The sequence below is a fragment of the Mycobacterium sp. ACS1612 genome (genome assembly GCF_001667505.1).
Classification (GTDB): domain Bacteria; phylum Actinomycetota; class Actinomycetes; order Mycobacteriales; family Mycobacteriaceae; genus Mycobacterium.
Window position 1 is genome coordinate 67,255 of sequence record NZ_LZHZ01000054.1, and the last position, 11,508, is coordinate 78,762.

Consider the following 11,508-nt stretch of genomic DNA (forward strand, 5'->3'; position numbering starts at 1 on the left):
GCGTGGTCACTGCGTGCCTCCTCGGTGAGTCCCATCACGACGCTGACTTGACTCTATAGACGATTTTGTCGCCTGTCTAGACACGGAGATAGGTTTTGTAAAACACCGTAGGCACGCCGGACTCCCGATTTCGGTGTGATTAGTCGCGCTCAGCGCTACCGATCACACCGAAATCGCAGCCAAAGCGCGCAACTCGCCGCCAGCTGACCTGATCACGCGGAGACGGCACGCTCCCGGCGGCCCAGCACCGAATGGCTGCGGCCGTACACGAAGTAGACGATCACGCCGATTGCCATCCAGATCAGGAACCGGATCCAGGTCAGCCCGGTCAGGTTCAGCATCAACCAGACGCAGGCGATGATCGACGCGATCGGCAGCAGGGGCACCCCCGGCGCCCGGAACCCGCGCTCGAGGTCCGGCCGCGTGCGACGCAGCGCGATCACGCCCGCCGAAACCAGCACGAACGCGAACAGCGTGCCGATGTTGACCATCTCCTCGAGCTTGCCGATCGGGAACACCGACGCCGTGATCGCGACCAACACCCCGACCAGCAGGGTGATGCGCACCGGCGTGCCGTGCGTACCGGTCTTCGCCAGCGGACGCGGCAACAGGCCATCGCGGCACATCGCGAACAGCACGCGGGTCTGACCGAGCACCAGCACGATCACCACGGTCGTCAAACCGGCCAGCGCGCCGATCGAGATGACCTTGGCGGCCCAGTCCACACCGTTGACAGCGAACGCCGTCGCAAGGTTTGCCTTCTCCCCCGCATCGCGCAGTTCCGTGTAGCTCACCATGCCCGAAAGCACCACGGCCACTGCGACATACAGCACCGTGACGATCGCCAGCGACGCGAGGATGCCGCGGGACACGTCGCGCTGCGGGTTCTTGACCTCCTCGGCCGTCGTCGCGACGATGTCGAAACCGATGAACGCGAAGAACACGATCGACGCACCGGCAAGCACGCCGTACCAGCCGTAGTGGCTGCCTTCGGCGCCGGTCAACAGCGAAAACAGGGACTGTTCCGTGCCGCTACCGCCTTCGCCCGCCTCCGCAGGCGGGATGAACGGCGAGAAGTTGGCTGTCTTGATGTAGAACGCGCCGACCACCACGACCAGCAGCACCACCGCCACCTTGACCACGGTGATGGCCAGGCTGACCTCCGCCGACAGCTTGGTGCCCCACGCCAGGATCACGGTGACGAAGGCGATGATCAGCAGCGCTCCCCAATCGAGTTGCAGCCCACCGAAATCCGCCACACCGCCACCGAATCCGAACACCGTGCCCAGATAGCTCGACCAGCCCTTGGCCACGACGGCGGCGGCGACCGCGAATTCCAAAATCAAATCCCAGCCGATGATCCACGCGACGAACTCACCGAACGTCGCATAGGAGAAGGTGTACGCGCTGCCTGCCACCGGCACCGTGGACGCGAATTCGGCGTAGCACAAGGCGGCCAGCCCGCACGCGATCGCCGCGATGACGAACGAAATGGAAATCGCCGGGCCGGTGATGTTGCCCGCCGTCGACGCGGTGATCGTGAAGATGCCCGCCCCGATCACCACGGACACGCCGAACACGGTCAGGTCCCACCACGTCAGATCCTTGCGCAATCGGGTGTCGGGCTCATCGGTGTCAGCGATGGATTGTTCAACCGACTTCGTTCGCCATCTGCCGGCCATGAGCACGCCTTCCCTGGTCCGTAGTCCGGAATGTACCGAGTACTGTGCACCCGATGGGGCGGACTACTAAACACGCAGTTGTCATCGGGGCCAGCCTCGCCGGCCTGTGCGCGGCCCGGGTGCTGTCGGACTGTTACGAGCGGGTCACGGTCTACGAGCGCGACGAGTTGCCCGACGCCCCCGCCCACCGATCCGCGGTACCCCAGGATCGACACGTGCACCTGCTGATGGCGCGCGGCGCCCAGGAGTTCGAATCACACTTCCCCGGCCTGCTGGCCGACATGGTCGCCGACGGTGTCCCGATCCTGGAGAACCGGCCCGACTGCATCCACTTCGGTGCGGCCGGCCATGTGCTGGGAACCCACCATCGACTGCAGAGTGAATTCACCGCCTACGTGCCGAGCCGCAAGCACCTCGAATGGCAGATCCGGCGCCGGGTGAAGGCCATCGACAACGTCGACGTCGTCCGGGCGGGTGTGCGCGAACCCCGTTTCGACGCAACGCGACAGCGGGTCACCGGCGTCCTGCTCGATTCGGGAGACGCGGTGGAAGCCGACCTCGTCGTCGACGCTGCGGGGCGCGGCACCCGACTGCCGGCGTGGTTGGCGCAGTGGGGTTTTGAGCGGCCCCGCGAAGACGTCATCTACGTCGGCATCGGTTACGCCACCCATCAACTGCGCATCCCGGACGGCTTGATCGCCGAGAAGGTCGTCGTCGCGGGCGCCTCTCGTGAACAGCCGCTCGGGCTCGGCATGCTCTATTACGAGGACGGCACCTGGGGCCTGACCACCTTCGGGGTCGGCAAAGTCGAACCGCCGCACGATTTCGCGGGCATGTGCGCACTCGCCGACCAGATCGTGCCGCCGCACGTCGCCGCCGCCATCCGGCGGGGCGAGCCGATCGGCGAGGTCGCGCTGCACAAATACCCCGCCAGCCGGTGGCGTCGCTACGACAAGCTCAGCCGGTTCCCCGCGGGCATCATCCCGTTCGGCGACGCCGTCGTCAGCTTCAACCCGACGTTCGGTCAGGGCATGACGATGACGTCGCTGCAAACCGGACACCTGCGCCGCCTGCTGCAGACGCCGGCCGCCGATCTCGAACGCGAATTCAGCCGCGCCGCGGCCAAGACCACCTTCCCGGTCTGGACGATGAACGCGATCGGCGACCTGGTGCTGCACCGCGCCACCGGGCCGACACCGTGGTGGTACCCCATGGTGGGCAACCTGTTCGACCAATTCCTCGGCGCCGCCGAAACGGATCCTGTTCTCGCCGAATGGTTTCTGCGCCGGTTCAGCCTGCTCGACAGCCTGTACATGGTGCCGTCCGCCCGACTGGTGGGCCGCACCATCCGGCACAACATGCGACTCTGGCTGGCCGAGAAGCGGCGCCCGGCCGTTGCGCGTGCAACCACCCCTGTCAGCTGACCTGCAAACCGGTACTCCCCCGCCGGCAGTTGGAGTTACTGTCGAGTAGGTCCAGTTGCTTGGGGAGGCAGACATGACCGCTACCGGGGAAATCAGCGAGAAGCACGCCAGGGAGGTCGCCGAACACGCGCGAGCGGCCGAGTGGCTGGCGCCCAGCTTCGGCAAGGAGTTGTTCCTGGGCAGGCTGCGGTTGGACCTGATTCACCCGCATCCGACCGGGTCTGCGCAAGCCGCCGAGCGCGGTGAGGCATTCCTGGCCAAGCTGCGCGACTTCCTGGACACGCATGTCGACGCTACGGTGATCGAACGCGATGCGCAGATCCCTGACGACGTGATCCTCGGCCTGAAAGAACTCGGCGCGCTCGGCATGAAGATCGGCACCGAATACGGCGGCCTCGGCTTGTCGCAGGTGTACTACAACAGGGCGCTCGCGCTGGCCTGCTCGGTTCACCCCGCCTTCGGCGCATTGCTGTCCGCGCACCAGTCCATCGGGGTGCCGCAGCCGATCGCGATGTTCGGCACCGAGGAGCAGAAGCAAAAGTGGCTGCCGCGGTGCGCGCGGGAGATCAGCGCGTTCCTGCTGACCGAGCCCGACGTCGGCAGCGACCCCGCGCGTCTGCACGCCACCGCCGTCCCGGATGGCGAGGACTACGTGCTGAACGGGGTGAAGCTGTGGACCACCAACGGCGTGATCGCCGACCTGATCGTGGTGATGGCCAAGGTCCCCAGGAGTGAAGGTCATCGCGGCGGCATCACCGCATTCGTCGTCGAGGCCGACACCCCGGGCATCGTGGTCGAGAACCGCAACGCGTTCATGGGATTGCGAGGCATCGAGAACGGGCTGACCCGGTTCACCGATGTGCGGGTGCCCGCCGCCAACCGGATCGGCGCCGAAGGCGACGGACTGCGGATCGCGCTGTCCACGCTGAACGTCGGGCGGTTGTCGCTGCCCGCAACGTGCGTCGGGGGGGCGAAGTGGTCGGTCAAGATCGCCAGGGAATGGTCGAAGGCGCGCGTGCAGTGGGGCAAGCCGGTCGGTGAACACGACGCTGTCGCAGGCAAATTGGCCTTCATGGCCGCCACTGCCTACGGCCTGGAGGCGATGGTCGAACTGTGCAGTGAACTCGCCGACGCCGGCCACAACGACATCCGCATCGAGGCGGCGCTGGCGAAACTGTACGGCTCCGAGATGGGCTGGCTGGTCGCCGACGAACTCGTCCAGATCCGCGGCGGCCGCGGCTTCGAGACCGCCGAATCGCAGGCCGCCCGCGGCGAGCGGGGAGTGCCAGCCGAACAGGTGTTGCGCGATGCGCGCATCAACCGGATCTTCGAAGGCTCGACCGAGATCATGCATCTGCTCATCGCGCGGGAGGCGGTCGACGTTCATCTCTCCGTGGCAGGCGACATCATCGACCAGGACGCCGATATGCGGCGCAAGGCCCGCGCCGTCGCCAACGCGGGCCGCTTCTATGCCCGCTGGCTGCCCAGCCTGGTCGCCGGAAAAGGGCAGCTACCAACATCATTCGGCGAATTTGGGCCGCTTGCGACGCACCTGCGGTACGTCGAGCGCGCCAGCAGGCGGATGGCTCGCAGCACCTTCTACGGGATGTCGCGCTGGCAGGGCAGGCTGGAGCACAAGCAGCGGTTCCTGGCCCGCATCGTCGACATCGGCGCAGAGTTGTTCGCGATGACGGCCGCGTGCGTGCGTGCACAACGCGACCGGACCGATCCCTCGGCGGTCGAACTCGCCGACGCGTTTTGCAGGCAGGCCAGGATGCGGGCCGACCGGTTGTTCGACGAACTCTGGCACAACACCGACGACAGCGACCGCCAGCTGTCACGACACCTGCTCGACGGTCGGTTCACCTGGCTGGAGGCAGGCATCCTCGACCCGTCGATCGAGGGTCCCTGGATCGCGCAGGAGGGGGCCGCCGGTTCGACAGCGGACGTGCACCGCGTCATCGGTGGTGCGTCGAGTCGGGGTGCGGCCTGATACTGGTGACATGGCCTCGCAGATCCGGCCGCTGGAGGACGTGGGCGGCTTCGGCATCGCATACTGGTTGCCGCCGGGTGGCAGGGACAATGGTGTGTGGGCCGATATCTGGGTGGCCATCGCCGATCTCGACGCAGAGGACGCCGGCACATTTCTCGATCTGCTGGCCGGCGCGGACGTCGGTGGCTACGTCGCGGTGCCCGGCGGCAGGCGGGCGCGAGCGCGAGGGCCGGTCTGCTCGCGGGTGTGGGTCGACGCGATGCAGTACGGGCTCGCCGAGGACGTGCTGATCCGGTTCATGCGGGCCAGGTAGCCTTCGGTGCCATGAGGACGACGCGATGAGCGCTGGTCTGTTCGGACTTCTCGACGACGTCGCCGCTCTGGCCCGGTTGACCGCGGCGTCGGTCGACGACATCAGCGCGGCCGCGGGGCGCGCCACGGCAAAGGCGGCAGGTGTCGTCATCGACGACACCGCGGTGACACCGCAGTACGTGCACGGCGTCACCGCGGACCGCGAACTGCCGATGATCAAGCGAATCGCGGTCGGGTCGCTGCGCAACAAGCTCCTCTTCATCCTGCCCGCCGCGCTGCTGGCTAGCCAGTTCGTTCCGTGGGTCATCACGCCGATCCTGATGCTCGGCGCGACCTATCTGTGCTACGAGGGCGCGGAGAAGGTGTGGGGGTGGATCACCGGCTACGACGCGCATGCCGCGCCCACGGCCACCGGCGGCGGGGATGCCGAGAAGAAGATGACGGCAGGCGCCATCCGGACCGATTTCATCCTGTCCGCCGAGATCATGGTCATCGCGCTGAACGAGGTGTCCGACCAGCCTTTCTGGCCGCGGTTCGTGATCCTGGTGATCGTCGCGATTGTGATCACGCTCGGCGTGTACGGCGTCGTCGGGCTGATCGTGAAGATGGACGACATCGGCCTGAACCTGGCGCAGCGGACGTCGAACTTCGCCAAGAAGGTAGGGCGGGGTCTGGTCTCGGCGATGCCCAAACTGCTGTCGGCGCTGTCGATCATCGGCACGGTGGCGATGCTCTGGGTCGGCGGGCACATCCTGCTGCAGGGCACCGACACGCTGGGGTGGCACGCCCCGTACGGCCTGGTGCACCACGCCGAGGAATGGGTGCATCACGCCGTGCCCGGCGCCGGTGCGCTGCTGGCCTGGCTGCTCAACACCGCGGTGTCAGCGATCGTCGGCATGGTGATCGGCTCGATCGTGGTGGCGATCATGCACCTGCTGCCGTTCGGCAAGAAAGCCGAACACTAGATCCCGACCGTCGCCCTGAACAACTTCGTCGGCGTCTGCGCCACCAGGCGGATCGGACCGTCATCGGCGGAAACCCACGCCGCCGCTCCGCGTTCCAGTGTGACCGCGGTCGACTTCGCATGTACCACCGTCGAACCCTCGGTGCAGAGCAGGATCTGCGGCCCGTCGTGATGCGCCGGCGCGTCGATCTCGTGGCCGAGGTAATCGCCCTGGATGCACACCACCGACACCGCGAACTCGGGGGCAGGCGTGTTGTACACGAGTTCTGTTCCGTCCCTTGTGATTCGGGGATGGATGACAGCGTCGGTGGCGGGGGTGAAGTCCAGCACCCGCAACAGTTCAGGCACATCGACGTGTTTGGGTGTCAACCCGCCGCGCAGAACGTTGTCCGAGTTGGCCATCACCTCGACACCGACGCCGTGCAGATACGCATGCAGATTTCCCGCAGGCATGTAGATGGCTTCACCGGGTTTCAGGCTGATCCGGTTGAGCAGCAACGAGGCCAGCACCCCGGCATCGCCGGGATACCGCTCGCCGAGTTCGAGCACCGTCCTGGCTTCCGCCGCGAACTTCTTGTTGCCCGACCGAACGTATTCGATGGCACCCTCGATCACCGCGGGCACCAACACGTCGAGGTCGGGCTGCGGCGCGGTGATCCACGTGGTGAACAGCGCGCGTAGGCCGTCAGCGTCGGACTGACCGGACAGCAGGTGGACAAACGGATCGAGGTCACTGACCGCCAGCGCACGCATCAGCTCGACGCTGCTCTCGGCGGAGCGGAAACCGGCCAGCGCTTCGAAGTCCCCCAGCGCGACCAATAATTCGGGTTTGTGGCTGCGGTCGCGGTAGTTACGGGTGGGCGCCGAAACCGGAATACCCAACTTCTCCTCGCGCGCGAATCCTTCCGCCGCCTGTTCCGCGCTCGGATGAGCCTGCAGCGACAGCGGTTCGTCGGCCGCGAGCACCTTGACCAAGAACGGCAGGCAGTCACCGAAACGCCCCCGCACCGCGGTACCCAATTGGCCTTCCGGATCGGCCCGCAGCGTGTCGAGCAGCGACACTTCACCGTCATCGGTCTGCAGCCACGCCGGATCACCCGGATGCGCGCCGAACCACAGTTCGGCCTCGGGATGCGCTGTCGGACTTGGCCGCCCGGTGAAATCGGCAATCGCGGTCCGCGAACCCCATGCATAGGTTCGGACCGCTCCGCGTAGCAGATGCACTCGCTTAACCTCGAACCAGTCGCAGGTATGTCGCCGTCATCTCCAACCGTACGGCCAACATCGCCAGTTGTTGTTCCGGTCGCCCAGGGGGTGCGACGGCCGGCGGCGCGTCCACCATCCCCAACGCTTCGGGCACGTCCTCGGCGTTGACCACCGAGACGTCGTCGAGCCCGCCTACTCGTGCGAGCACGACGGGCCGCTCGCTGTCAGTGGCCAACACGAAGGTGCGAAGCCGCCTCGGCAGCGGACCGTCGATCTGCTCATCGTGAAAAATCGACTGTGCGCCACCGGGTTCGTTGCCCATACCCCCGTGCAACGCCACCAGCGCGTCGGCCAACCCGACCGCGGCCACCGACTGGTGCGCGATCCTCAGCAGCACGGCCGCACCGTGGCGGGCCAAGGCCAACGTGGCCGGGTTGTCACCGGCCAACACCACGTCGCGGGCCGACATGCGATCGGCTAGGGTCTTGGCCGGGTTGGTGAACAGTTCGCGCCCCGCGCTGTTGCGAAAGGCCTCGGCGTCGAGTTCGTCGGCCAGCGCCGAAAGGTCAACGTGGGGACCGGGATCCACGGTGTGCAGCACGGCTAGACCTGCCGCGAGATAGCGGGTCAGCCCGAAGTCGTCGCGCACCTGCAATCGGGGTGCCAGCGAGGCCGAGCGGCCTGCGGTCGCATCGCGCAGCGGGCCTTCGTACGGCGCCACCACCGCGATGCGCGCGCCGCGGCGAACCCCCATCGCGGCGGCCGACACCAACCGCTGGTCACCCGGATCGTCACCGGCGAGGATCAACACATCGAGTGCGCCGATCCACGGCGGCGCCTCGGACGCCACCACGATCGGCGCACCGACGGAGCCTCCGAGCGTCGCCGACAGCATCGTCCCCGCGGTCTCGGCGTTGCCGCGGCCCGCCACCCAAATGACGGTGCGCGGAGGTTGATCGGACTTCAGCGAGTCGAGGTCGCCCTCGTCGAGCGCTGCCGCGGTGGCACGCACCTGCGCGCCTGCCATCGACGCCGCGCGCAGCAAACCGTCGCGATCGGCCGCGAGCAGGCCCTCGACGTCGTCGAGGTCCACGGCGGCCTGGGTGCCGTTCACACGGTCGCCTCGTTGCGCGAGGCGATCTGGGCGGCGATGACTGCGACGATCTCGTCGATCTCCTCGGTGGTGCGCGCCTCGACGTTCAGCCGTAGCAACGGTTCGGTGTTGGACATCCGCAAGTTGAACCAGCTGCCGTCGCCCAGATCGACGGTGACGCCGTCGAGATGGTCGATCGAGTGGATGCGCGCGCCGAACGACCTGAGCACCGCGTCGACACAGTTTTCGGCGTCAGTGACGGTGAAGTTGATCTCGCCGGACGCCTCATAGCGCTGATAGTCCGCCATCAGCTCGGACAGCGGCCGGTCCTGCTCGCCCAGCGCCGCCAGCACGTAAAGCGCTGCCAGCATGCCGGAGTCGGCGCCCCAGAAATCGCGGAAGTAGTAGTGCGCGGAGTGCTCGCCACCGAAAATCGCGCCGGTGTCGGCCATCAGCGCCTTGATGTACGAATGCCCGACGCGCGAGCGCACCGGGGTACCACCCCGCTCGGCGACCAGTTCCGGCACCGCACGGGAGGTGATCAGGTTGTGGATCACCGTCGCGCCGATCTCCCTGTTCAATTCCCGGGCGGCGACCAAGGCCGTCACCGCCGAGGGTGACACCGGATGCCCCTTTTCGTCGACGACGAAACAGCGGTCGGCGTCGCCGTCGAAAGCCAAGCCGATGTCGGCACCGGTTTCCACGACGTGCGCCTGCAGGTCGACGAGGTTCGCCGGGTCCAGCGGGTTGGCCTCGTGGTTCGGGAACGTGCCGTCGAGTTCGAAGTACAACGGCAGCAGCGTGATTGACGGGATCGCGCCGAGCACCGCGGGCGTGGTGTGGCCGCCCATGCCGTTGCCTGCGTCCACGGCCACCCGCAGCGGGCGCAGCTCGGCCAGACTGACCAGCGTCCGCAGGAATTCGCCGTATTCGGTCAACACGTCGCGCTGGGAATCCGCGCCGCGCGGGCCGTCGTATGCGGGCACTCCGGCGATGATCTCCTCGCTGATCTGAGTCAGCCCGGTGTCCTTGCCCACCGGCTTGGCGCCGGCACGGCACAGCTTGATGCCGTTGTAGGCGGCGGGATTATGGCTCGCGGTGAACATCGCGCCTGGGCAGTCCAACAGCCCGGACGCAAAGTACAACTGGTCGGTGGACGCCAGCCCGATCTGCACGACGTCCAACCCCTGCGCCATCACGCCGTCGGCGAACGCGGCCGCGAGCGCCGGCGAGCTGGCCCGCATGTCGTGACCGATCACCACCTGCGAGGCACCGTCGCGGACCAGGCGGGCGAACGCGCCGCCGACGTCGGCGACGAAAGCCTCGTCGATTTCCTCACCGACCAAGCCGCGGACGTCATACGCCTTGATGACGCGGTGCACTGCCGCGGCGGGCCGAGACTGCGATGAGCGCTTGCGCGAAGAGCGCGTCACATAGAGCTCCTTGCGAGGGGGACCGTTGGCGCCAGCCTAACCGTCGGGCTGAACGCAGATGGCGCCTAGTCGGGCAACGCCTTGGCTAGTCAGTCGGGTCTGGCAGAACCCGCAGGTGGCCTCGGCGCCTGCCGTTGGACTCCGGCCGTCGAGCGACGGGCGCCATCAGCGCACCACCGTGTACGCCGGTGGCGGGATCGGAGAAGCCGGCCGCCACCCCGTTGATCGGGGCCGAACTGTCGCGGCGCTCGCGGACGGCGTCGGCGAGCGCCACCAGATCGTCCTCGTCGGGATGCGTCGGCAACGGCCCTGCGTGACGCACCAGCTCCCAGCCACGCGGCGCGGTGATCCGGCCGGCGTGTGCGACACACAGATCCCAGGAATGCGGCTCGGACACCGTGGCCAGCGGCCCGACGACGGCTGTCGAGTCCGAGTACACGAACGTCAGCGTCGCGACCGCATAGTGGGGACACCCGGGCCGACAGCAGCGACGGGGAACATTCACGAACGAGAGGTTATCGTGCGGAAACGTGGTAAGCCGCCGGACACGCGCAGCTATCGAAGCCCCGATCTCCAACCGTTACTCTTCGGATGTGGCCGAGCGCAGATTACGCGGATCACGCCGCGGCCGGGAGATGCGCGGTCCGCTGCTCCCACCGACCGTTCCGGGTTGGCGCAGTCGCGCCGAACGGTTCGACATGGCGGTGCTGGAGGCTTATGAACCGATCGAGCGGCGATGGCAGGATCGAGTGTCCGGACTCGACGTCGCGGTCGACGAGATTCCTCGGATCTCGCCGAAGGATCCTGATTCCGTGCAGTGGCCGCCAGAAGTGGTGGCAGACGGGCCGATCGCACTGGCGCGTTTGATACCGGCCGGGGTCGATGTCCGGGGCAACGCGACACGTGCGCGAATTGTGTTGTTCCGCAAGCCGATTGAGCGTCGGGCGAAGGACACCGTCGACCTCGCCGACCTGCTGCATGAAGTTCTGGTGGCTCAGGTGGCCACGTATCTTGGCGTCGAACCTTCTGTCATCGACCCGACGATCGACGACGAATGAGCTAACGAATCAGACGATCCCGCGCTTGAGGCGGCGGCGCTCCCGCTCGGAAAGCCCGCCCCAGATGCCGAAGCGCTCGTCGTGGGCGAGGGCGTATTCCAGGCAGCGGTCGCGGACCTCGCAACCCAAGCAGATTCGCTTGGCTTCGCGAGTGGAGCCGCCCTTCTCGGGGAAAAACGCCTCTGGGTCGGTTTGAGCGCACAATGCGCGCTCTTGCCATTGATCATCTTCGGTAGTTGCCGGAGCAACGTCATATCTCTCGGGTTGGTCGGGCACCAAACTCAATTGAGGACGTCCCGGCACCCCAATCGATGTAGGTCCGGTAATGGTGTGACGGATGTCG

At 67.0% G+C, this 11,508-nt stretch carries 11 protein-coding genes; 5 read left to right on the plus strand and 6 right to left on the minus strand.

All coding sequences use genetic code 11. From position 1 onward, the window contains the following. Nucleotides 1-212: 212 nt before the first annotated feature. Nucleotides 213-1,682, minus strand: a complete 1,470-nt coding sequence (locus A5724_RS21520; protein ID WP_067806846.1) for an amino acid permease — start codon at nt 1,680-1,682, stop codon at nt 213-215. Between the two features lie 53 nt (nt 1,683-1,735). Between A5724_RS21520 and A5724_RS21525 the strand changes: the two genes are divergently transcribed. The 4 genes from A5724_RS21525 to A5724_RS21540 all read left to right on the plus strand — a co-directional run bounded on the left by A5724_RS21525 (nt 1,736) and on the right by A5724_RS21540 (nt 6,376). Then, nucleotides 1,736-3,106: an NAD(P)/FAD-dependent oxidoreductase gene (locus A5724_RS21525; RefSeq protein WP_067806850.1), complete on the plus strand. Its 1,371-nt coding sequence runs from the start codon at nt 1,736-1,738 to the stop codon at nt 3,104-3,106. Nucleotides 3,107-3,179: 73 nt separating this feature from the next. Next, on the plus strand, nt 3,180-5,099 hold the full coding sequence (locus A5724_RS21530) for an acyl-CoA dehydrogenase family protein (RefSeq protein ID WP_067806853.1): 1,920 nt from the start codon (nt 3,180-3,182) through the stop codon (nt 5,097-5,099). Between the two features lie 10 nt (nt 5,100-5,109). Further along, nucleotides 5,110-5,412, plus strand: a complete 303-nt coding sequence (locus A5724_RS21535; RefSeq protein WP_067806856.1) for a hypothetical protein — start codon at nt 5,110-5,112, stop codon at nt 5,410-5,412. Between the two features lie 25 nt (nt 5,413-5,437). Then, nucleotides 5,438-6,376, plus strand: coding sequence for a DUF808 domain-containing protein (locus A5724_RS21540; RefSeq protein ID WP_067806859.1), 939 nt, complete (start codon nt 5,438-5,440; stop codon nt 6,374-6,376). Here the strand turns inward: A5724_RS21540 and manA are convergent. The 4 genes from manA to A5724_RS21560 all read right to left on the minus strand — a co-directional run bounded on the left by manA (nt 6,373) and on the right by A5724_RS21560 (nt 10,612). Beyond that, nucleotides 6,373-7,599, minus strand: a complete 1,227-nt coding sequence (gene manA / locus A5724_RS21545; RefSeq protein WP_067806862.1) for a mannose-6-phosphate isomerase, class I — start codon at nt 7,597-7,599, stop codon at nt 6,373-6,375. The genes A5724_RS21540 and manA overlap by 4 nt on opposite strands. Before the next feature lie 4 nt (nt 7,600-7,603). Next, the gene (locus A5724_RS21550; RefSeq protein ID WP_067806865.1) at nt 7,604-8,695 is read right to left on the minus strand and encodes a TobH protein; all 1,092 of its coding nucleotides are present in this window, start codon (nt 8,693-8,695) and stop codon (nt 7,604-7,606) included. Continuing rightward, the gene (locus A5724_RS21555) at nt 8,692-10,107 is read right to left on the minus strand and encodes a phosphomannomutase/phosphoglucomutase (protein ID WP_067806868.1); all 1,416 of its coding nucleotides are present in this window, start codon (nt 10,105-10,107) and stop codon (nt 8,692-8,694) included. Before A5724_RS21555 ends, A5724_RS21550 begins: the two co-directional genes overlap by 4 nt. Nucleotides 10,108-10,192: 85 nt before the next feature. After that, the gene (locus tag A5724_RS21560; protein ID WP_067806870.1) at nt 10,193-10,612 is read right to left on the minus strand and encodes a DUF3499 domain-containing protein; all 420 of its coding nucleotides are present in this window, start codon (nt 10,610-10,612) and stop codon (nt 10,193-10,195) included. A gap of 130 nt (nt 10,613-10,742) precedes the next feature. Between A5724_RS21560 and A5724_RS21565 the strand changes: the two genes are divergently transcribed. Continuing rightward, on the plus strand, nt 10,743-11,165 hold the full coding sequence (locus A5724_RS21565) for a metallopeptidase family protein (protein ID WP_067806873.1): 423 nt from the start codon (nt 10,743-10,745) through the stop codon (nt 11,163-11,165). Nucleotides 11,166-11,174: 9 nt separating this feature from the next. Here the strand turns inward: A5724_RS21565 and A5724_RS21570 are convergent, their stop codons facing one another. Continuing rightward, nucleotides 11,175-11,444, minus strand: a complete 270-nt coding sequence (locus A5724_RS21570) for a WhiB family transcriptional regulator (protein ID WP_197518751.1) — start codon at nt 11,442-11,444, stop codon at nt 11,175-11,177. Nucleotides 11,445-11,508 lie beyond the last annotated feature (64 nt).

Excerpts from the sequence above, each read along its gene's own strand:
- A5724_RS21525 (WP_067806850.1), top strand. The coding sequence starts at position 1,736 with ATGGGGCGGACTACTAAACACGCAGTTGTCATCGGGGCCAGCCTCGCC.
- A5724_RS21565 (WP_067806873.1), top strand. The coding sequence starts at position 10,743 with ATGCGCGGTCCGCTGCTCCCACCGACCGTTCCGGGTTGGCGCAGTCGC.
- A5724_RS21520 (WP_067806846.1), bottom strand. The coding sequence starts at position 1,682 with ATGGCCGGCAGATGGCGAACGAAGTCGGTTGAACAATCCATCGCTGAC.
- A5724_RS21535 (WP_067806856.1), top strand. The coding sequence starts at position 5,110 with ATGGCCTCGCAGATCCGGCCGCTGGAGGACGTGGGCGGCTTCGGCATC.
- A5724_RS21530 (WP_067806853.1), top strand. The coding sequence starts at position 3,180 with ATGACCGCTACCGGGGAAATCAGCGAGAAGCACGCCAGGGAGGTCGCC.
- A5724_RS21540 (WP_067806859.1), top strand. The coding sequence starts at position 5,438 with ATGAGCGCTGGTCTGTTCGGACTTCTCGACGACGTCGCCGCTCTGGCC.